Raw genomic sequence first — 21055 nt, 5'->3', positions numbered from 1 at the left:
CCGTTCCCCCGGGCGTACGACTTGAACAGGACCGGGTGCGCGGGTGCGGGCCACGATCGCTGACATGCGTTCATATCGGCGTCACCCGCTGCTCGTTCCGGCCCTGCTGTGCGCGTTCGCGGTGCTCGCGGCCCGGCCCACCGACGCCGGCGACATGATCGACGACTCCGGACTCAGCGCCGAGGTGGCCCGACTGTACGAGGACGCGGCACTCGCCACCCAGCGGTACGAGGCCGGGCGCCTGGAGGCGGAGACGCAGCGGGCGCGGGCGCAGCGGTTCGAGCGGTTGCTGGAGCGCCAGCGGCAGGAGATCGGCGTCCTCCACGAGGACCTGGGCCGTATCGCCCGCTCCCAGTACCGCAGCGGCGGCGGCATGCCGGTCACCGCGCAGATCATCCTCGCCAGGAGCCCGGAGGAGCTGATGCGCGGTCAGCACGTCTTCTCGCGGACCAACCTGGCCGTCAACAACGCCATCGAGAAGAGCCGCCGGGCGGAGGCCCGGCTCGCCGCCGACGAGGAGAAGGCCGCGGCGACCTGGCGCGAGCTGGACCGGCGCAACACTGAACTCGCGTCCCTGAAGAAGGACATCGAGGGCAAGCTAGAAGAGGCCCGATGGCAGTTGCAGGACCGGGCCGACGCCGCGGTGGCGGCCGGCTCGTGCCGCGGCGCGGTCCGGCTGGACCAGCCGCCCTCGCAGTTCACCACGGCCTGGGTGGCGCCCCTGGAGACGTACGAGCTGTCGGCGTCCTACGGCAGTGGCGGGGCCCGCTGGGCACGGCGGCACACCGGGCAGGACTTCGCGGTGCCGATCGGCACGCCGGTGCGCGCGGTCGGCGCCGGACGGGTGGCCCGGGTCTCCTGCGGAGGTCCCTTCGGCGTGGAGGTCGTGCTGGCGCATCCGGGCGGCTACTACACCCAGTACGCGCATCTCGCCGCCGTCGCCGTCGACCAGGGCGAGCGGGTGAGCACGGGGCAGTGGATCGGCCAGGCCGGGACCAGCGGCAACTCCACCGGACCGCACCTGCACTTCGAGGTGCGGGTCACTCCGGAGTCGGGCTCGGCGGTGGACCCGGAGGCCTGGCTGGCGGCCCGGCAGGTGAACCTCGGCTGAGCGGCCGGGCCGGCAACCCCCGCTGGACCGGTCGGACCGGCTAGGCCCGCTCGGTGAGCAGGCGCTCGATCACGACCGCCACGCCGTCGTCGTTGTTGGCGACCGTCCGCCCCGAGGCGGCGGCGACCACGTCCGGGTGGGCGTTGCCCATGGCGTAGGAGCGTCCGGCCCAGGTGAGCATCTCGACGTCGTTGGGCATGTCACCGAAGGCCACGACCTGCTCGTGCGAGATACCGCGCTCGGCGCAGCACAGGGCGAGCGTGCTGGCCTTGGAGACGTCGGGGCCGCTGATCTCCAGCAGGGCGCTGGGGCTGGAACGGGTGACGTTGGCGCGGTCGCCGATGGCCAGGCGGGCCAGGGTGAGGAAGGCGTCCGGGTCGAGGTCGGGGTGGTAGGCCAGGATCTTGAGGACCGGCTCGTCGGCGTGCGGGGCGTCCTCGGCGAGCAGCTGCTCGGCGGGCGCGAGGCTGTCGGGGACTTCCATGTGCAGCTTGGGGTAGTCCGGCTCCTGGTGGAAGCCGTAGGTCTGCTCGACCGCGTAGACCGTGCCGGGAGCCGCGTCGCGCAGGTGCCGTACCGCGTCCAGGGCGTTCGCCCGGGGCAGTTCGCGCACCATCACGAAGCGGTGGGCGCCGGGGCCGCCGTGCAGATCGACCACAGCGGCGCCGTTGCCGCAGATCGCGAGGCCGTGGCCGTGCACATGGGCGCTGACGACGTCCATCCAGCGGGCGGGGCGGCCGGTCACGAAGAAGACCTCGATGCCCGCCTCCTCCGCGGCGGCGAGCGCAGCGACCGTGCGGGGGGAGACGGACTTGTCGTCCCGCAGCAGGGTGCCGTCGAGATCGGTGGCGATCAGCCGGGGCGGAAGGGCGGCGGCCGGGGTCTCGGGCTGTCGAGTCGCTGAGGTCACCGGGCCATTGTCCCGCATATGCCCGCACGCCCGTGCGGGAGTGTGCACAGGTGAGTGGGAACCGCCCCAACGAACCCGGGCAAACCAGGCCCGGACGGGCCGCCCGTCCCCCTTGCCGCACCCGACCGTGACGGGCCCTCCCGCCCACGGCTCACTGGAGCTGGGACGTGGCCTCCGTGGCGATCTGCTCGAAGACCTTCTCGTCGGCGGCGAAGTCGGAGTCCGGGATCGGCCAGTGGATCACCAGCTCGGTGAAGCCCAACTCGCGGTGGCGGCCCGCGAAGTCCACGAACGCGGCGAGGGACTCCAGCGGGCGGGCGCGGTCGGGGGTGAACCCGGTGAGCAGGATCTTGTCCATGGCCCCGGCGTCCCGGCCGATCGAGGCACAGGCGTCGCCCAGCTTCTCGATCTGCCCGCGAATGGCTTGAACCGACTGCTCGGGGGTGCCCTCCTCGTACAGCTTCGGGTCGCCGGTGGTCACCCAGGCCTGGCCGTGCCGGGCGGCGAGCCGCAGTCCGCGGGGTCCGGTCGCGGCGACCGCGAAGGGCAGCCGGGGGCGCTGGACGCAGCCGGGGATGTTGCGGGCCTCGTGGGCGGAGTAGAAGTCGCCCTCGAAGGAGACGGTGTCCTCGGAGAGCAGCTGGTCCAGCAGCGGCACGAACTCGGTGAAGCGGTCGGCCCGCTCACGCGGGGTCCAGGGCTCCTGGCCGAGCGCGGTGGCGTCGAAGCCGGTGCCGCCGGCGCCGATGCCGAGGGTGACCCGGCCGCCCGAGATGTCGTCGAGCGAGATCAGCTCCTTGGCGAGGGTCACCGGGTGGCGGAAGTTGGGGGAGGTGACCAGGGTGCCCAGGCGCAGCTGGTCGGTGACGGCCGCGGCTGCGGTCAGAGTCGGCAGGGCGCCGAACCAGGGGCCGTCCCGGAAGGAGCGCCAGGAGAGGTGGTCGTAGGTGTAGGCGGTGTGGAAACCGAGCTGCTCCGCTCGCCGCCAGGTCTCGCGGCTCCCCTCGTGCCAGCGTCGGTAGGGGAGGATCACGGTGCTCAGGCGCAGGCTCATGGTGCGAGCGTAGGCGGCCGAACGGGTTTCACGTGAAACGGCCACCCCGCGTCATGATCCGGTCCCCGAGTCATGGTCAGCTACCTGCGTCATGATCCGGTTCCCGCGTCCCGGCCCGGTCCCAGCGCCATGGTCAGGTCCCCGCGTCCCGGCCCGGTCCCAGCGCCATGGTCAGGTCCCCGCGTCATGATCCGGTTCCCGCGTCATAGCTCGGTCCCCCGCCATAGTCAGCTCCCCGTGTCATGATCCGCTTCCTGGAAGCGCACGTACCGCGGCGGGACCGCCTGGGTCAGCCACACGCCGTTGTCGCTGACGTGGAAGACATGGCCGTCGCGGTGCATGGCGCCGGAGTCGACGGAGAGGACCACGGGCCTGCCCCGGCGCGCCCCGACCCGGGTCGCGGTCTCCCGGTCGGCCGACAGATGCACGTCGTGGCGGTTCATCGGGCGCAGGCCCTCGGCGCGGATCGCGTCCAGGTTGCGCGCGACGGTCCCGTGGAACAGATACGGCGGCGGAGCCGCCGGAGCCAGGCCCAGTTCCACCGCGACGCTGTGGCCCTGGCTGGCCCGGATACGGGTGCCGTCCACGGCGAAGCGGCGCTTGTCGTTCGCGGCGACCACGTGGTCCAGTTCCGCTCTCGTGAACCGGAAGCCGTGGGCCGTGGCGGCGGCGATGAGGGTGTCGATCTCCACCCAGCCGGCCTCGTCGAGGGTGAGACCGATCCGCTCGGGCTGATGGCGCAGATGCTTGGAGAGGTACTTCGACACCTTCACCGTGCGCTGCGCGTCCATGGGTCTTTCGTTCATGCCCACAGCGTGGCGGGAGAGACGTGAATCACGCGAACGATTTTGAGGACGGACGTTTGATCCACAGGCAACTCGTGTTATCCACAGCCGATTTGGCGGTTCTGTGGACAACGGGCCGTCAGATCAAGGGGTTTCGTCAAGATCGTTTCACATGGGGACAGTTGGGCCGGGTTGCGCCAAGTGCCCGCAGAGGAAACCTTGTTGCCCAACTGCCCCACACGTCACGGTGATCACACCGGCGGCTTCACCCGGGCGAGCCTCCGCAGCACTCCCGGCGCGTAGCGTGAGAGCCAACGGGAGCCATGCGCCTCGGGAGTTACCGGCACCACGGCCGCGTTGTCGACGATGCTCTTCAGGATCGCGTCCGCCACCTTCTCCGGCGGGTAGTTGCGCAGCCCGTACAGACGCGCCGACCGCTTCTGGCGCCGCGCCTCCTCCTCCGCGTCAACTCCGGCGTGCCGAGCCGTAGATGTGATGTTGGTGTTCACGAGTCCCGGGCAGATGGCCGTCACCCCGATGCCCTGATCGGCGAGTTCGGCGCGCAGGCACTCGCTGAGCATCAGGACCGCGGCCTTCGTCGTGCTGTAGGCCGGCAGGACACGCGAGGGCTGATAGGCCGCCGCCGAAGCCGTGTTGACGATGTGACCGCCCTGCCCGCGGTCCGCCATCTGCCTGCCGAAGAGGCGGCAGCCGTGGATGACGCCCCACAGGTTGACGTCGAGGACCTTCCGCCAGTCCTCGGGCGTCGTGTCGAGGAAGGGGCCCGCCAGACCGACGCCCGCGTTGTTCACCAGGACGTCGACCACTCCGTACTCGGTCGCGACCTTCTCCGCCAGTTTCTCCATGGCCTGTTCGTCGGAGACGTCGACCGTCTCGGCCCAGGCCTCGGGCGCGCCGCACAGACGGGACATCTCCGCCGTACGGCAGGCGGCCTCGCCGTCCCGGTCGACCGCGACGATCCGGGCGCCCGCCTCGGCGAAGGCGTACGCGGTGGCCCGGCCGATGCCGCTGCCCGCGCCCGTGATCAGGACCAACTGGCCCCCGAACCGGTCGGCGTAGCGGCCGCCCGTCCCCGGTTCGTGCCGGCCGCCCTCCACGGAGTTCACGAACGCTCCGATCCAGTCGGACAGTTGGTCGGGGCGGGTGCGCGGCACCCAGTGCTTGGCGGGCAGCGTCCGCCGGGTCAACTGCGGAGCCCACTTCTCCAGTTCGTCGTAGAGACGCTCGGAGAGGAAGGCGTCCCCGAGCGGGGTGATCAGCTGCACCGGCGCGTGGGCGTACGCGTCGGGGCGCGGGCGGCGGAGCCGTGGCCGGACGTTGTCGCGGTACAGCCACGCCCCACGCGCCGCGTCCGAAGGGAGCGACGGAGTCGGGTAGTTGTCCGACGGCAGCTTCTCCATCCGGTTCAGGATGCGCGGCCAGGTCCTGCCCAGCGGTCCCCGCCACGCCAGCTCCGGCAGGACCGGGGTGTGCAGCAGGTAGACGTACCAGGACTTCGCGCCCTGGCCGAGGAGTTGGCCCACCCGGCGCGGTGTGGGGCGCTTCACGCGCCGCTGGATCCAGTGCCCGAAATGGTCCAGGGACGGACCCGACATGGAGGTGAAGGAGGCGATCCGGCCCTCGGTGCGCGGCACCGTCACGAACTCCCAGGACTGCACCGAGCCCCAGTCGTGGCCCACCAGGTGCACCGGCCGGTCCGGGCTCACCGCGTCCGCGACGGCGAGGAAGTCGTCCGTCAGCTTCTCCAGCGTGAAACCGCCGCGCAGCGGCTGCGGGGCCGTGGAGCGGCCGTGGCCGCGGACGTCGTACAGCACCACGTGGAAGTCGTCCGCCAGCCGGGCCGCGACCTCGGACCACACCTCCTTGCTGTCCGGGTAGCCGTGCACCAGCAGCACGGTCGGCCGGGCGGGGTCGCCCAGCTCCACCACGCACAGCTCGACCCCGCCGGTCCGCACCCAGCGCTCGCGCGCGCCTTGAAGCGTCACTTCTCCTCCGTCCAGCGCCGCGTGTGCGGCAGATCGTCGTCCAGCCAGAAGGCGCTCTCGGCGGGGTCCGCGGAGTCCGTGACGACCAGGATCTCCTCGAACTTCGCGCCGGTGCCGCGGAAACCGAGATGGGGTTCGACCGCCCACAGGCCCGGCCGCGGCGGGTGGTCGGAGAAGCGGTACGGCGACCACAGCGGCGACCAGCCCTCGCGGTGGCCGTGCAGCGCGTCCGCGGCCAGGCCCTTCAGGGACTGCGCGCCGAATCCGAACAGGCGGGGCGAGAAGCGGCGCTCGCGCACCCGGTCCACCTTGTGGGCGATCACCCCGAAGGGATAGGCGCGATGCCGGTTGGCGTAGCCCTGGCGGACCATCAGCCGGTCCACGTCCTCGTAGATCTCCCGCAGCGAGCGGCGTTCGCGCACCTCGCGCAGGATCAGCTCGCGGTGGTCACGCAGGTCGTCCATGAGTCTGTCCTGGACCGGGTTCACCCCGAGCGAGCCCGAGTAGCCGATGTCGGCGGTGAAGCCCTCGTGCACCGGAGCCATGTCCAGGATGAACGGCATGCCGGGTTCCAGCCGGCGGCCGGTGGGGAAGAACTGGAGCGGGACCCGGAAGCCCGCGAAGGCCGTCCGGTCGCCGAACCAGGCGAAGGGGAGGTGGAACCAGTCGCGGACCCCGCGCGCGGACAGCCACTCGCGCTGCATCCGAGCGGCCTCACGCTCGGTGACGCCCGGCTTGAGCTGGGCCGCGACCGCCTCCGCGCACGTGTAGGCGAGACGCTGCACACGGCGGAAACCTTCCAGCTCCGCCGCGCGTTCACTGGTCACTGCCGTGGTCATGGCACCCCGTCCCACCGGTTGCGGTACGCGCTCGTAACGTGACACCCGAGACACCCGTGAATCTGACACTTGTTAGAAGCTCCGTCAATAGCGAGGACGGACGGCGCTTCCGGGGCCCTCGTTGTTCGACCTCAGGGTGACCCCTAAGGACCCGTACGACTCCAGAGGGACCCCAAGACTGCTCTACGGTCTGACGACCGGCGTGTTCCGCGTCACTACCGTCGATGACGTGACTGTGATCGCGACCGAAAGCCTGAGCAAGCGGTTCCCCCGGGTGACCGCGCTTGACCGGCTCTCCGTGGACGTCGGGCCCGGTGTGACCGGACTCGTCGGAGCCAATGGAGCCGGCAAGTCCACACTGATCAAGATCCTGCTGGGTCTGTCCCCCGCCACCGAGGGCCGCGCCGAGGTGCTCGGCCTCGACGTCGCCACCAAGGGCGCCGCCATCCGTGAGCGCGTCGGCTACATGCCCGAGCACGACTGCCTGCCGCCGGACGTCTCGGCCACCGAGTTCGTCGTCCACATGGCGCGCATGTCCGGACTGCCGCCGACCGCCGCGCGCGAACGCACCGCGGACACCCTGCGCCATGTCGGCCTGTACGAGGAGCGCTACCGCCCCATGGGCGGCTACTCCACCGGCATGAAGCAGCGCGTGAAACTGGCGCAGGCCCTCGTCCACGACCCCGACCTGGTCTTCCTCGACGAGCCGACCAACGGCCTCGACCCGGTCGGCCGGGACGAGATGCTCGGCCTGATCCGCCGCATCCACACCGACTTCGGCATCTCGGTCCTGGTCACCTCCCACCTCCTCGGCGAACTGGAACGGACCTGCGACCACGTCGTCGTCGTCGACGGCGGCAAGCTCCTGCGCTCCAGCTCCACCACCGACTTCACCCAGACCACGACCACCCTCGCCATCGAGGTCACCGACACCGACGAACACCCCGACGGCACCCGCACGGTGCGCGAGGCGCTCCAGGCGCGCGGGGTGAGCGTCGAGTCCGGCAGCGGACTGCCGGGCGCCGGACACGTCCTGCTGCTCACCGCGCAGGGCGAGGAGACCTACGACCTGGTCCGGGACGTCATCGCCGACCTCGGCCTCGGCCTGGTGCGCATGGAACAGCGCAGGCACCACATCTCCGAGGTCTTCACCGACAGCGACGAGCAGCGGAAGGAGGCGGCCGTCCATGGCTCTTGACCAGCCCGTGACGGGTGACCAGACCCGCATCCACGACATCGGCTACCGCAACTACGACGGCCCCCGCCTGGGCCGCTCCTACGCGACCCGCTCCCTCTACTCGCAGTCCCTGCGCGGCGCCTACGGCCTCGGCCGCTCGGCCAAGTCCAAGGTGCTGCCGATGCTGCTGTTCGTGGTGATGTGCGTGCCGGCGGCCATCATGGTCGCGGTCGCCGTCGCCACCAAGGCCAACGACCTGCCCGTCGACTACACCCGCTACGCGATCGTCATGCAGGCGGTCATCAGTCTCTTCGTCGCCTCGCAGGCACCCCAGTCCGTCTCCCGCGACCTGCGCTTCAAGACCGTCCCGCTGTACTTCTCGCGGCCCATCGAGACCGCCGACTACGTCCGGGCGAAGTACGCGGCCCTGGCCTCCGCCCTGTTCATCCTCACCGCCGGCCCGCTGCTCGTCCTCTACGTGGGCGCGCTGCTCGCCAAACTCGACTTCACCGAACAGACGAAGGGATTCGCCCAGGGCCTGGTCTCCGTGGCACTGCTCTCCCTGCTCTTCGCCGGCCTCGGCCTGGTCATCGCCGCCGTCACCCCGCGCCGCGGCTTCGGCATCGCCGCCGTGATCGCCGTACTGACCATCACCTACGGCGCGGTCTCCACCCTCCAGGCCATCGCCGACGCCCAGGGCAGCGGCGACGCCATCGCCTGGATGGGCCTGTTCTCGCCGATCACCCTGATCGACGGCGTGCAGTCCGCCTTCCTGGGCGCCGCCTCCGCCTTCCCCGGCGGCATCGGCCCGTCGAACGGCGAGGGCGCGGTGTACGTGCTCGTCGCACTCGGCGTGATCGCCGCCACCTACGGCCTGCTGATCCGCCGCTACCGAAAGGCCGGACTGTGACCACGCTCTCCATCGACCACGTCTCCCGCTGGTTCGGCAACGTGGTCGCCGTCAACGACATCACCATGACCATCGGCCCCGGAGTCACCGGCCTGCTCGGCCCCAACGGCGCCGGGAAGTCCACCCTCATCAACATGATGGGCGGCTTCCTCGCCCCCTCCAGCGGCACCGTCACCCTCGACGGACAGCAGGTCTGGCGCAACGAGGACATCTACCGGCACATCGGCATCGTCCCCGAGCGCGAGGCGATGTACGACTTCCTCACCGGCCGCGAGTTCGTCCTCGCCAACGCCGAACTGCACGGCCTGGGCGCCAAGGCGGCCCAGAAGGCGCTGGCCACCGTCGAGATGGAGTACGCCCAGGACCGCAAGATCCAGACGTACTCCAAGGGCATGCGCCAGCGCGTGAAGATGGCCTCCGCCCTGGTCCACGACCCCTCGCTGCTCCTGCTGGACGAGCCCTTCAACGGCATGGACCCGCGCCAGCGCATGCAGCTGATGGACCTGCTGCGCCGCATGGGCGACGAGGGCCGCACCGTCCTGTTCTCCTCCCACATCCTCGAAGAGGTCGAACAGCTCGCCTGGCACATCGAGGTCGTGGTCGCGGGCCGGCACGCGGCCAGCGGCGACTTCCGCCGCATCCGCCGGCTGATGACCGACCGCCCGCACCGCTACCTGGTGCGCTCCAGCGACGACCGCGCCCTCGCGGCCGCGCTGATCGCCGACCCGTCGACCTCCGGCATCGAGGTCGACCTCGCGGAGGGCGCGCTGCGCGTCCAGGCCGTCGACTTCGCCCGCTTCACCGCGCTGCTGCCCCGGGTCGCCCGCGACCAGGGCATCCGGCTGCACACGGTCTCGCCGTCCGACGAGTCCCTCGAGTCCGTCTTCTCGTATCTCGTCGCCGCGTAGGAGGCCGAAGATGTACGACCCCACAGTCGCCCGGCTCACCTACCGGGCCCTGCTCGGCCGCCGCCGGGCCCTGATCCTCGGCGCCCTGCCGATGCTGCTCATCGTCATCTCGGTGATCGTGCGCGCGCTGGCCGGCGTCGACGACCAGACCGCCTCCGACCTGCTCGGCGGGCTCGCCCTCGCCACGATGGTGCCGATCATCGGCGTCATCGCGGGCACCGGGGCGATCGGCCCCGAGATCGACGACGGCTCGGTGGTGTACCTGCTCTCCAAGCCGATCAAGCGCCCCACGATCATCTTCACCAAGCTGATCGTGGCCGTCGCGGTCACCATGGTGTTCTCCGCGGTGCCCACCCTGATCTCGGGCTTCATCCTCAACGGCAACGGCGGTCAGATCGCCGTCGCCTACACGGTGGCCGCGCTGGTCGCCTCCATCGCCTACGCGGCCCTCTTCCTGCTCCTGGGCACGGTGTCGCGGCACGCGGTGGTGTTCGGACTGGTCTACGCCCTGGTCTGGGAGGCCCTGTTCGGCTCCCTGGTGTCCGGCGCCCGCACCCTGAGCGTCCAGCAGTGGTCCCTCGCCGTCGCCCACGAGGTGACCGGAGGGGAGCTGGTCGTCTCCGACGTCGGCCTGGTCACCGCGACGGTGCTGCTGATCTCGGTCACCGTGCTGGCCACCTGGTACGCGGGCCAGAAGCTGCGCTCGCTGACGCTGGCCGGCGAGGAGTAGGCCGGACCGCCCCGCGGATTAATCGGTGGCGCCCAACTCGGCCGACCGGCACGATGGTTGTGTCCAGGACGCCGGGGATCGTCACGGCGCCACCGACCGGGAGAGGAGCGGGGCGATGTCCATGCACGACAGTACGTCCAGCTCCCGTCAGGGCAGTCCGCGGCCGGCTCCGGTGTAGTTACCCACCGTCGAGTCACCCCGCGAGCGCACTGCCCGGGGCGGCCGCTTCGAGCACGCGAATCCCACTTCGCGTGAGGCCGCCCACCCGGAGGATTGGCCGAGTGGTAAGGCACCGGCTTGCTAAGCCGTGGTCGGGTTCACGCCCGCGCACGTTCGATCCGTGCATCCTCCGCGAGACGTTGTCACTGGGACTGGGTGAGCTGGTTCGGGGTGCGGTCCGTTGTGTTTGCGGGTTGCCGCCGGTGGGGGCTTGTCGCGCAGTTCCCCGCGCCCCTGGGGTTGGTTTCGGGGCTCGGGGTTCTTCCGGGCCCTGGGCATGTGTTTCGGCCGGCCGCCGGTGGGGGCTTGTCGCGCAGTTCCCCGCGCCCCTGGGGTGGGTACCTGGGCGCGGAGTTCACCCGAACCCTGGAGGTCGGTCGAACCCCGGAGGTCGGTCGAAGCCCTGAGGTGGGCCGAAGCCCTGAGGTGGGCCGATGCCCGGAGGTTGCCGGTGGCTCCTGCCGGATCCTCAGTCGGTGGTGGTCAGGAGGTGGTTCAGGACCTTGGCGATTCCGTCCTCGTCGTTGGACGTGGTGGACTCGTCCGCCACCGCCTTCAGCTCCTGGTGGGCGTTGGCCATGGCCACGCCGTGGGCCGCCCAGGCGAACATGGGGATGTCGTTCGGCATGTCGCCGAACGCGATCGTGTCGGCGGCCTTCAGGCCGAGACGCCGGGCCGCGATGGACAGACCCGTCGCCTTCGACAGCCCCAGCGGCAGCAGCTCGACGATCCCCTCGCCCGCCATCGCCACGGTGACGAAACCGCCCGCGGCCTGCCGTGCGGCCTGCGCCAGCTCGTCGTCGGACAGCTCCGGATGCTGTATGTAGATCTTGTTCAGCGGCGCCGACCACAGGTCCGCGGCGTCACTGAACGGCGTCGAGGGCAGCTTGCCCGTGACCGCGTAACCCGGCCCGACCAGCACATCGCCGTCCAGCCCGTCCCGGCTCGCCGCCAGGAACAGCGGACCGACCTCCGCCTCGATCTTCGCCAGCGCCACCCCGGCCAGCTGCCGGTCCAGCGTCACCGACGTCAGCAGCCGGTGCTCGCCGGCGTGGTAGACCTGCGCGCCCTGCCCGCACACCGCGAGTCCCTGGTAGCCGAGGTCGTCCAGGATGTGCCGGGTCCAGGGCACCGCCCGCCCGGTCACGACGATGTGCGCGGCGCCCGCCGCGGTGGCCGCGGCGAGCGCTTCACGGGTGCGTACGGAGACCGTGTCGTCGGAACGCAGCAGCGTCCCGTCGAGGTCGGTCGCGATCAGCCCGTAGGGGAATGCGGTGCTCACTTGGCGACCGGCTCCAGGATCTCCCGGCCGCCCAGGTACGGCCGCAGCACCTCGGGCACCCGCACCGAACCGTCGGCCAGCTGGTGGTTCTCCAGGATCGCCACGATCGTCCGGGGAACCGCGCACAGCGTGCCGTTGAGGGTCGCCAGCGGCTGCACCTTCTTGCCGTCCCGCATCCGCACGGACAGTCGGCGCGCCTGGAAGCTGTCGCAGTTGGAGGCCGAGGTCAGCTCGCGGTACTTGCCCTGGGTCGGGATCCACGCCTCGCAGTCGAACTTGCGGGAGGCGGACGCGCCCAGGTCGCCCGAGGCGACGTCGATGACCTGGAAGGGCAGCTCCAGGCCGGTGAGCCACTGCTTCTCCCACTCCAGGAGCCGCTGGTGCTCGTTCTCCGCGTCCTCGGGGGCCACGTAGGAGAACATCTCGACCTTGTCGAACTGGTGCACCCGGAAGATGCCCCGGGTGTCCTTGCCGTAGGTGCCGGCCTCGCGGCGGAAGCACGGCGAGAAACCGGCGTACCGCAGCGGCAGCTTGTCGGCGTCGACGATCTCGTCCATGTGGTACGCGGCGAGCGGGACCTCGGAGGTGCCGACCAGGTAGTAGTCGTCCTTCTCCAGGTGGTACACGTTCTCCGCGGCCTGGCCGAGGAAGCCGGTGCCCTCCATCGCGCGCGGGCGGACCAGCGCGGGGGTCAGCATCGGGATGAAGCCCGCCGCGGTGGCCTGCGCGATGGCCGCGTTGACCAGGGCCAGCTCCAGCAGCGCGCCGACACCGGTGAGGTAGTAGAAGCGCGAGCCGGACACCTTCGCGCCGCGCTCGACGTCGATGGCGCCCAGCGCCTCGCCGAGCTCCAGGTGGTCCTTGGGCTCGAAGCCCTCGGCGGCGAAGTCACGGATGGTGCCGTGCGTCTCCAGGACGACGAAGTCCTCCTCGCCGCCGACCGGAACGTCCGGGTGGACGAGGTTGCCGAGCCGGAGGACGAGCCGCTTGGTCTCCTCGTCGGCCTCGTTCTGCGTCGCCTCGGCGGCCTTGACGTCCGTCTTCAGCTGCTCCGCCTTCTGGAGCAGCTCGACGCGCTCCTCGGGAGTGGCCTTGGGGATGAGCTTGCCGAGCGACTTCTGCTCGGAACGCAGCTCGTCGAAGCGGACGCCGGACGACCTGCGCCGTTCGTCGGCGGACAGGAGAGCGTCGACGAGCGCGACGTCCTCTCCACGGGCGCGCTGGGAGGCGCGCACACGGTCGGGGTCCTCACGGAGCAGGCGAAGGTCAATCACGCGGCCCAGGCTACCGGGGCCGCGTCGCAACTCACGACTCGCTTTCCCGAGCCACCCCGAACTGTTCCTTACGTTCCGTTATGACGGAATTGCCCACGGTGTCAATAAAAGACGTCTCATTCCCTGGGACGGATCATGCGGCGGGAGCGGTGTTGACTGGATTTCCTTGCGGGGAGCGGGACTTGGGTCTCCGTAATCCACAGGCGTCCACACCCTCGGGTGAGTTATCCACAGGCTGTGTGGAAGATCTGTGGACTCCGGAATTGATCACTCCGAATACCTCGACCCGACCCGGTGATTCCCAGGCCAAACCTCCTTTACGCCCACGATCGAGTGGATATGAGTCGCCTCAAAGGATTGCTCGCAGGAAACGAGTGGACGAAGGGTGAACTGCGCGACGGTGGACGAGGTGGGGTGCTGTAGGGCGATTTGTCGACTGGGTCATGGCATGGTGTCGACTTGTCCCCAGGTCGAGAGGTCGGCCTGTGGATAACTTCTGTGGATAACGATGATCGGTAGATAGGACCGGAAAGAATCGGTCGCTGAGAGTCACCGAAGCCCCGGACCGCCCCAGGGGCGGGGAGCGCGGCGCGGTTCCTCAGAAGCGTCCGTCCTGGCAGCGCGCCACCCAGTCCGAGGCGTCCAGGAACTCCTCGTCCGACGTACCGGGACGCGGCGCGGCCACCCCGTCCACGCCCACGTCGGCGCGCGGGTACGAGCCGAGGTAGCGCACCTCCAGGCAGCTGCGCTTCAGGCCCCGCAGGGCGTCCGCGACCCGCCGGTCGGAGATGTGCCCCTCGGCGTCGATGCAGAAGCAGTAGTTGCCGATGCCCGCACCGGTGGGCCGGGACTGGAGCAGCATCAGGTTGATGCCACGGGTCGCGAACTCGCCGAGCAGGTCGCGCAGCCCGCCGGGGTGGTCGTCGCGCTGCCACAGCACGACGGAGGTCTTGTCGGCGCCGGTCGGGGCCGCGGGCCGGGCCGGGCGGCCCACCAGCACGAACCGGGTCTGGGCGTTCTCCGCGTCGTGGATCCCGCTCTCCAGGACCTCCAGGCCGTAGCGGGCCGCGGCGAACTCCCCGGCGAAGGCGGCGTCGTAGCGGCCCTCCTGGACCAGGCGGGCGGCGTCGGCGTTGGAGGCGGCGGACTCCCAGGCGGCCTCGGGGAGGTGCTTGCGCAGCCAGTTGCGGACCTGCGGCTGGGCGGCCGGGTGCGCGGAGACGGTCTTGATGTCGGAGAGCGCGGTGCCCGGGCGGACCAGCAGCGCGAAGGTGATCGACAGCAGCACCTCGCGGTAGATCATCAGCGGGGTGCCGGCCACCAGTTCGTCGAGGGTGGTGGTGATGCCGCCCTCGACGGAGTTCTCGATGGGGACGAACGCGGCCTCGGCCTCGCCCACCCGGACCGCGTCGAGCGCGGACTGGACGGACACGTACGGGATCAGCTCCCGGGTGGCCGTCTCCGGAAGCGTGCGCAGGGCGACTTCGGTGAAGGTGCCCTCGGGGCCGAGATACGCGTAGCTCGCTGGCATGACCTCACCCTAATGGCCGCGGGGGCGGCCCCGGACCCGCGTCTCACGACCGGGTGATCTCCCCGGTCTTCACCCCTCCAGCAGCCGCTGGCCGACGTACTCTCCCTCCGCCGCGCCGCCGGGGACGGCGAACAGGCCGCTCGACTCGTGGCGGATGAACCGCGACAGGGCGTCGCCCCGGTCGAGCTTGCGCTGCACGGTGACGAAGCCGCGCAGCGGGTCGGCCTGCCAGCAGACGAACAGCAGTCCCGCGTCGGGGGTCCCGTCCGCGGCGATCCCGTCGTGGAAGGAGAACGGCCGCCGCAGCATCGCGGCCCCGCCGTTCTGGTCGGGCCGGGAGATACGGGCGTGGGCGTTGATCGGGACGGCCAGGTCGCCGTCGGCGTTCGTCTTCTCCAGGTCCATCTCGGTGGTCTCGGTGCCGTCGGCGGGCGCGGACAGGGGCGCCCCGTCCGCCTTCCGGCGCCCGATGACGTCCTCCTGCTCCTTGCCGGAGAGCTGCTCCCAGTCGTCGAGGAGCATGCGGATGCGGCGTACGACGGCGTAGGAGCCGTTCGCCATCCACGCGGGGTCCTGCGTGCCCTGTGTGCCCTGCGTGTCCTTCGCGTCGGGGGCGGGGACGAAGATCCGCTCGTCGAAGTCGGACTCGGCGGGCTTCGGATTGCGGGTGCCGTCGACCTGGCCCATGAGATTGCGGGCCGTCATGGGGTGGGCGGTGGCGCCCGGCGAGCGGTTGAAGCCGTTCATCTGCCAGCGGACGCGGGCGGCGGAGCCGGCGTCCTTCTGGATCGCGCGCAGGGCGTGGAAGGCGACCAGCGCGTCGTCGGCGCCGATCTGCACCCACAGGTCGCCGTTGCTGCGGGCCTTGTCGAGGCGGTCGGAGGAGAAGTCGGGCAGCGGGTCGAGGGCGACCGGGCGCTGCTTCTCCAGTCCGGTGCGGGTGAAGAAGCTGTGGCCGAAGCCGAAGGTGACGGTCAGGGAGGAGGGTCCGGCGTCGAGGGCCACGCCGGTGTCCGCGGAGTCCGCGGGTTCACCGGCCATCAGCCGCTCTGCCGTCCGGGACCAGCGGCGCAGCAGGGCGGCCGCCTCCTTGCGGCCTGCGCCCGCCGTGAGGTCGAAGGCGACGAGATGGCCGCGGGCCTGGAGTGCCTGGAGGATGCCGGGCTGATGTTTCCCGTGAAACATCGCCTGCCCGGTGCCGAGCGAGGTGAGGGGGGTGGCCGCCGCCGGTGCGGCGGCGTAGCCCGCGGCCCCGCCCGCCGCGCCGAGCACCAGACCGCTGGCCGCGGCGGTGCCGAGCAGGGTGCGACGGGAGACGCCGGCCGGGGGTTCGGCGGGGAGGCTCTCCTCGCGCCGGGGGGTCCGGGTCTCCGGGATGGACTGGTCAGCCATGGTCGTTCAGCCGATCTGCGCGTTCTTGGAGACGGTCGTCTGGTCGATGTCGGAGGTCCGCACGGTCACGGCGACCGTCCAGTCCCCGGCCATGGGCAGTTGGACGCCGCCCGCCGACCAGTGGCCGGTGGTGATGTGGTCCGGGACCACCGGCAGTGGGCCGATGTCCTGGGATTCGAGGGTGAAGGCGATCTTGACCTCGGGGATGTCGAAGGCCCGTCCGTTGGGCCGCTGGACGTAGACGTGCATCTCGTTGGCGCCGACCCGCGCGGGGTCGAGTTCGACGCGTACGACGCCCTTGCCGTCCTCGCCGCCGGTGTCGAAGGACATGTCCAGGGTCAGCGCGCCGGAGGCGTCGGCGGGGGCCGGGGCGGCGGCGTTGGCCCGCGCGGCCTCCTGTTCCGTACGGCCCGGCTCGGTGGAGGTCAGCACGGTGGTGACGGCGAGCAGCACGACGGCGATGCCCGCCTCGGCGAGCACCGAGCGGCGCAGGCCGAAGCGGTTGGGGTCGGCGTCCCGCAGCCGCTTCTGCCGGGCGGCCTCCATGGCGGCCCGCTGCCGGGCGAGCTGCGCGGCGCGCTTGGGGTTGGCGGAGGTGGTGGCCGGCACCTTCTGCTTGCGGGGCGCGGGGGCGGGTGCCTCGGCGAGCCGCGCGGTCCAGCGCCGGGATATCCAGGCGACGCCGACGAGCAGGGCCACCAGGGCGAGTTTGACGAGGAGCAGTTGTCCGTAGCGGGTGTCGGTGAAGGCCGACCAGCCGCCGAGCTGGCGCCAGGACTGGTAGACGCCGGTGAGGACGACGGCGATCACGCTGCCGAAGGCGAGGGTGGAGAACCGTCGTACGGCGGTGGCGTCGGGGGCGGTGTCGGGCGAGCGGTAGAGGGCGACGAGCAGGGCGGTGAGTCCGCCGAGCCAGGTGGCGACGCCGACCAGGTGGACGATGTCGACGGGCATCGCGATGCCGGGCTGGAGGCCGGTGGAGGCGTGCTCGGCCATGGCCCAGCTCGCCGCGAGCCCGGCCGCGACGACGACGCCGCCGATCGCGAGTCCGAAGGTGAGGTCCCGCTTGTGCTGCTGCGCGCCCTGGACGTCCTGGTCGTCCTGGGGGGCGCCGGGGCCGTCCTCGGGAGCGGCCAGGCGGGCGTACGCCCCGAAGAGCACCGCGATGAACAGGGCCGCGGCGGCGAGCAGCAGGAGCCGGGAGACGAGGGCGGCGCCGGTCTTGGTCTGGAGGACGTCGCTGAGGAGGTTCAGGTCGAGGATGTCGCCGACCTTGCCGGAGCCGGTGTAGGAGCCGCGCAGCAGGAGCAGGGCGAGGGTGGCGGCGGTGAGCGTGAGCCAGCCGGCGACGACGAGTCGTTGCAGGGCCCGTACGCCGGCCCCGCGCTGCCAGCAGGCGAGGACGAAGGCGGCGCCGCCGACGAGGACGACGAAGCCGGCGTAGGAGAGGTAGCGGCCGATGCCGTAGAGGACGCCGACGGTGCCCCCGCCCGCGGTCTGGCCGGAGACGGAGACGGAGGTCGCCGAGGGGGCGCCGACGGAGAAGGTGAAGGCACCGGCCACGGGGTGGCTGTCGGCGGAGACGACCTGGTAGGAGACGGTGTAGGTGCCGTCGGCCAGGCCCGTTTCGAGTCCTACCGCGTACGTCGTGCCGGTCACGCCCGCGGCGTCGCCGGTGTCGACGCGGGTGCCGTCGGGGGCGAGGACGCGCAGGGAGTCGTCGGAGAGCGCGACCTGTTCGGAGAAGGTGAGCGAGACCCGGTCCGGGGCCCGGTCGACCACCGCCCCCTGCTGGGGGTCGCTGCCGGTCAGCGCGGCGTGCGCGGAGACCGGTCCGGCACCGGCGAGGAGCAGCGCGGCGGCGGCGAGCAGCAGCGGCACCACGGTCCGCAGGCGAAGGGCGATGGTCGGGGTCAAGGTGGGTCCCTCCCTCAGTGTGCGTGCGCGGCGGGGGTGTAGGTGGCGGGCTTCACCGGCATCTCGACCGTGACGGGGTCGGTGTCGGCGAAGTGCAGCACCACCGACACGGTGTCGCCCTGCTTCGGCCGGTGCTTCAGCTTCTCGAACATCAGGTGGTTGCCGCCGCTCTTGAACACGACCTGTCCGTCCGCGGGCACGGCGAGGTCGTCGACCTCGCGCATGGCGGAGTCGACGGTTTCGTGGACGGTGACGGTGCCGGCGATGTCGCTGGTGACGGAGGTCAGCCGGTCCAGGGTGCCGCCGGTGTTCCTGATGGTCAGGAAGCCGGCCGCCATGGAGTCGGAGACGGGCTGGGGCATGTAGGCGCCGGTGACGGTGAGGTCGGGGGCGGAGTCGTCGGTGGAGCCGCAGCCCGCGAGGGCGAGGCCCAGGACCGCGGCGGACAGCGCGGCACGCCTCACGGGTTCTCCCCCTTGACCAGCTTGGGGAGGTCCTCGGTGTAGTCGTCGACGGTGGCGTCCTCGCCGTAGAGGACGTAGCCGCCGTCGGTCTTCGGGGAGAAGGCGATGACCTGGGTGCCGTGCGTGGAGACGGTCTTGCCCTTCTCCTGGTGCGGCGGCTCGATGGTGATGCCGAGGGTGCGGGCGCCGGCCTGGATGGTGTCGAAGTCGCCGGTGAGGCCGACGGCCTGCGGGTCGATGCCCTTGAGCCACTCGCCGAGAGCCTCGGCGGTGTCGCGCTCGGGGTCGGTGGTGACGAAGACGACGCGCAGTTCGTCCTGTTCGGCCTGGGGCAGCCGCTTCTTGGCGACGGCGATGTTGCTCATCGTCAGCGGGCAGACGTCGGGGCAGTTGGTGTAGCCGAAGTAGATGAGGGTCGGCTTGCCCGCGGTCTCCTCGCGGAGGTCGTACTGCTTGCCGGTGGTGTCGGTGAGGACCAGGTCCGGCTTCTCGAAGGGCTGGTCGAGGACGGTGGCGGCCTTCTCGGAGCCGGCCTCCTCGGAGACGACGGTGGCGGGGGCCGCGTCGTCGTCACCGCTGCCGCAGGCGGTCAGGGTCAGGGCTGCGGCGGCGAGCAGGGCCGCCGCCGTGAACTTCTTGGTGCGCATGGCGAAATGTCCCGGAAGGGTGAGGGGCTCGGGCGCGCGCCGGGCCGTGGGCACCGGCGCGCGCCCGAGGTGGCGGACTAGGCGTTGGTACGCCGACGGCCGGCGAGGACGCCGTAGGCCACGCCGATGGCGCCGACGACGATGCCGACGACGCCAAGGACGCGGGCGGTGGTGTCGCTGCTGTCGGCGGCGGCCTCGTCGGTGCTCGCGGTGGAGTGGGAGTCGGCGGACGCCTCGTCGGAGGGCTCCTCGCTCGCCTCGGAGCCGCCGTGCGAGTGGCCGTCCTCGGAGGCCGCGGAGAGGGCCAGCACCGGGGCGGGCTTCTCCGGCTCCTCCTGGCCGTCCTGCTGGACCTCGATCCAGCGGGCGACCTCGCCGTCGTCGTAGGTCTGGACGGCCTTGAAGACCAGTTCCTCGGCGTCCTCGGGCAGGGCGCCCATGGAGACCGGGAACTTCTGGAAGAAGCCGGGCTCCACGCCCTTGCCGGTCGCGGTCCAGGTGATCTTGCTGACGGCCTCGTTGATCTTCTGGCCGTGCAGCTCGATGGGCTCGTCGAGCTTGGCCTTGGTGACCTTGGCCGTCCAGCCGGCGATCGGCTCGGGCATCGCGGAGGCGAGCGGGTGGTCCGTCGGGAAGCTGACCTCCAGCTTCACGGTGGACGCGGTGTCGCTCTCGTTCGGGACCCGGAAGTCGACGACGGCGTAGCCGCCCTTGGCCGCCTCGCCCTCGGGCTGCACGGTGACGTGCGCGAAGGCGGGGACGGACAGGGCGAGCACGGCGGTCGCGGCGAGGGTGCCGGCGGCGGCGATGCGGGCAGAGACCTTCATCAGGGAGCACTCCATGGTGAGCGGGATTCGGTTGTTCCGGAGGTGTGGAGGGGCGCGTCGGCATGCGCGTGCCGCACGACGGCGGCCCCTGCCGGAATCCGAACGGAACTCCCAGCGGTGGTCGCGTCGCGTCAGGCGGCGAGCACGAGTGCGGCGGCGGGCGGGCCGCGCCGGATCACCGTGTGCTGGAGCGCGGTGGTGTGCGGCCGGGGCGCTACGAGGCGTGCGGTGCGCGGTGTGCGCGGGCCCGCCGCGGGTGCGCCCGGCAGTCCGGCGCGCAGGGCGCGGACCAGGGCGAGGGCGGCGCGCAGCGACCGTACGGCGGCCGCCTCGGACAGGGTGTGGGCCGACAGTTCGACCAGGCGGCCGAGGGCCAGGTCGCCGCGGTGCAGCAGCCAGCCGGTCACGGCGGCGGCGAGCAGGTGGCCCAGCAGCATGGGCAGGGACGGCAGCAGGGACGCGGTGCCGGTGACCGACTCCGCCGAGTGGTGCGCGTCCGTGACCGGGACGCGGGCCTCGGTGAGGATCCGGTGGGCCTGGTCGGGGCTGAGGGTCGCGGTCGCGGTCCCGCACGCCAGTCGCGCGGCCCGCGCGACGAGCGAGGCGTCGGCGGCGGTGGCCGCCTGGGTGGCCTGCGTGCCGTGCTGGCCGAGGCCGAACAGGGTGTGCAGGACGGTCTGGCCGAGCGCGAGCAGGGCCACGATGCCGGGCAGTGACCGTGCGCGTCCGGCGAGCGGCACGGCGACGGCGAGGACGGCGAGGAAGCCGGCGCCCAGGGTCCACCAGGGGATCGGGACGCAGGAGCCGAGTGCGTGTCCGCCCGCGGCCAGCACGACACAGACCGCGGCGAACACCGCGGCCCGCAGGATCCGGACGTCGCGTCCGGTGGGTGCCGGGCGCGAGTGGGGGGCACTCATGGCGGCCTCATCATCGCACTGGCCTTACGGCGTCCATACGGCAGGTCCGCAAGGTGACCTGTGCGTGGAAGGTCCCCCTCTGGTGCGAACCGTCCCCGCATACACCGTCGGCCACTTCGGACGCATCCCCCATATGGGCGGTATCACGTCAACGA

At 71.5% G+C, this 21055-nt stretch carries 19 protein-coding genes and 1 tRNA gene; 6 read left to right on the top strand and 14 right to left on the bottom strand.

The window, feature by feature from the left end; all coding sequences use genetic code 11:
• Positions 1–64: 64 nt before the first annotated feature.
• A complete protein-coding gene (locus tag AB0E07_RS13980; RefSeq protein ID WP_362250093.1) occupies positions 65–1111 on the top strand; it encodes a M23 family metallopeptidase in 1047 nt (348 codons plus the stop codon).
• Positions 1112–1151: 40 nt separating this feature from the next.
• Here the strand turns inward: AB0E07_RS13980 and AB0E07_RS13975 are convergent, their stop codons facing one another.
• The 5 genes from AB0E07_RS13975 to AB0E07_RS13955 all read right to left on the bottom strand — a co-directional run bounded on the left by AB0E07_RS13975 (position 1152) and on the right by AB0E07_RS13955 (position 6705).
• Positions 1152–2039, bottom strand: coding sequence for a Cof-type HAD-IIB family hydrolase (locus AB0E07_RS13975; RefSeq protein WP_362250090.1), 888 nt, complete (start codon positions 2037–2039; stop codon positions 1152–1154).
• Positions 2040–2172: 133 nt separating this feature from the next.
• Positions 2173–3075 carry an LLM class flavin-dependent oxidoreductase gene (locus AB0E07_RS13970; protein ID WP_362250087.1) on the bottom strand — a complete coding sequence of 301 codons (903 nt, stop codon included), beginning with the start codon at positions 3073–3075 and terminating at the stop codon, positions 2173–2175.
• A gap of 227 nt (positions 3076–3302) precedes the next feature.
• Positions 3303–3881 (bottom strand): RNA 2'-phosphotransferase, encoded by a 579-nt coding sequence (locus AB0E07_RS13965; RefSeq protein ID WP_362250084.1) that lies wholly within the window; start codon positions 3879–3881, stop codon positions 3303–3305.
• A gap of 230 nt (positions 3882–4111) precedes the next feature.
• The gene (locus tag AB0E07_RS13960) at positions 4112–5866 is read right to left on the bottom strand and encodes an SDR family oxidoreductase (protein WP_362250081.1); all 1755 of its coding nucleotides are present in this window, start codon (positions 5864–5866) and stop codon (positions 4112–4114) included.
• Positions 5863–6705, bottom strand: coding sequence for a M24 family metallopeptidase (locus tag AB0E07_RS13955; protein ID WP_362250078.1), 843 nt, complete (start codon positions 6703–6705; stop codon positions 5863–5865). The genes AB0E07_RS13960 and AB0E07_RS13955 overlap by 4 nt, the downstream gene beginning before the upstream one ends.
• Positions 6706–6940: 235 nt before the next feature.
• On the opposite strand from AB0E07_RS13955, the gene AB0E07_RS13950 reads away from it, so the two are divergent.
• The 5 genes from AB0E07_RS13950 to AB0E07_RS13930 all read left to right on the top strand — a co-directional run bounded on the left by AB0E07_RS13950 (position 6941) and on the right by AB0E07_RS13930 (position 10782).
• Positions 6941–7903 carry an ABC transporter ATP-binding protein gene (locus tag AB0E07_RS13950; protein ID WP_362250268.1) on the top strand — a complete coding sequence of 321 codons (963 nt, stop codon included), beginning with the start codon at positions 6941–6943 and terminating at the stop codon, positions 7901–7903.
• Positions 7893–8792, top strand: a complete 900-nt coding sequence (locus AB0E07_RS13945; protein WP_362250075.1) for an ABC transporter permease — start codon at positions 7893–7895, stop codon at positions 8790–8792. The genes AB0E07_RS13950 and AB0E07_RS13945 overlap by 11 nt, the downstream gene beginning before the upstream one ends.
• Positions 8789–9700, top strand: a complete 912-nt coding sequence (locus AB0E07_RS13940) for an ABC transporter ATP-binding protein (protein WP_362250073.1) — start codon at positions 8789–8791, stop codon at positions 9698–9700. Before AB0E07_RS13945 ends, AB0E07_RS13940 begins: the two co-directional genes overlap by 4 nt.
• A gap of 10 nt (positions 9701–9710) precedes the next feature.
• The gene (locus tag AB0E07_RS13935) at positions 9711–10430 is read left to right on the top strand and encodes an ABC transporter permease (protein WP_362250070.1); all 720 of its coding nucleotides are present in this window, start codon (positions 9711–9713) and stop codon (positions 10428–10430) included.
• A 267-nt stretch (positions 10431–10697) separates the two neighbouring features.
• Positions 10698–10782: transfer RNA gene (locus tag AB0E07_RS13930), tRNA-Ser, on the top strand.
• A 336-nt stretch (positions 10783–11118) separates the two neighbouring features.
• Here the strand turns inward: AB0E07_RS13930 and AB0E07_RS13925 are convergent.
• The 9 genes from AB0E07_RS13925 to AB0E07_RS13885 all read right to left on the bottom strand — a co-directional run bounded on the left by AB0E07_RS13925 (position 11119) and on the right by AB0E07_RS13885 (position 20900).
• Positions 11119–11931 carry an HAD family hydrolase gene (locus AB0E07_RS13925; protein WP_362250067.1) on the bottom strand — a complete coding sequence of 271 codons (813 nt, stop codon included), beginning with the start codon at positions 11929–11931 and terminating at the stop codon, positions 11119–11121.
• Complete coding sequence (gene serS, locus AB0E07_RS13920) at positions 11928–13205, bottom strand: serine--tRNA ligase (protein WP_362250064.1); 1278 nt, start codon at positions 13203–13205, stop codon at positions 11928–11930. Before serS ends, AB0E07_RS13925 begins: the two co-directional genes overlap by 4 nt.
• Positions 13206–13803: 598 nt before the next feature.
• On the bottom strand, positions 13804–14736 hold the full coding sequence (pheA, locus tag AB0E07_RS13915) for a prephenate dehydratase (RefSeq protein WP_362250061.1): 933 nt from the start codon (positions 14734–14736) through the stop codon (positions 13804–13806).
• A gap of 69 nt (positions 14737–14805) precedes the next feature.
• Positions 14806–16128, bottom strand: a complete 1323-nt coding sequence (gene efeB / locus AB0E07_RS13910) for an iron uptake transporter deferrochelatase/peroxidase subunit (protein WP_362250058.1) — start codon at positions 16126–16128, stop codon at positions 14806–14808.
• Positions 16129–16134: 6 nt separating this feature from the next.
• Positions 16135–18045, bottom strand: a complete 1911-nt coding sequence (locus tag AB0E07_RS13905; protein ID WP_362250055.1) for a copper resistance protein CopC — start codon at positions 18043–18045, stop codon at positions 16135–16137.
• Positions 18046–18059: 14 nt separating this feature from the next.
• Entirely contained in the window at positions 18060–18509 is a 450-nt protein-coding gene (locus AB0E07_RS13900) for a copper chaperone PCu(A)C (RefSeq protein ID WP_362250052.1), read from the bottom strand.
• A complete protein-coding gene (locus tag AB0E07_RS13895; RefSeq protein ID WP_362250049.1) occupies positions 18506–19156 on the bottom strand; it encodes an SCO family protein in 651 nt (216 codons plus the stop codon). The genes AB0E07_RS13900 and AB0E07_RS13895 overlap by 4 nt, the downstream gene beginning before the upstream one ends.
• Positions 19157–19233: 77 nt before the next feature.
• Positions 19234–19983: a YcnI family protein gene (locus tag AB0E07_RS13890; protein WP_362250046.1), complete on the bottom strand. Its 750-nt coding sequence runs from the start codon at positions 19981–19983 to the stop codon at positions 19234–19236.
• 131 nt (positions 19984–20114) lie between these two features.
• Positions 20115–20900 carry a hypothetical protein gene (locus tag AB0E07_RS13885; RefSeq protein ID WP_362250043.1) on the bottom strand — a complete coding sequence of 262 codons (786 nt, stop codon included), beginning with the start codon at positions 20898–20900 and terminating at the stop codon, positions 20115–20117.
• Between the last annotated feature and the right edge of the window lie 155 nt (positions 20901–21055).

Source organism: Streptomyces sp. NPDC048002 (assembly GCF_040653275.1).
In the GTDB taxonomy this organism is placed as follows: domain Bacteria; phylum Actinomycetota; class Actinomycetes; order Streptomycetales; family Streptomycetaceae; genus Streptomyces.
The sequence above is the reverse complement of the archived record's forward strand: the minus strand, read 5'-3'. Positions and strand labels throughout refer to the sequence as shown.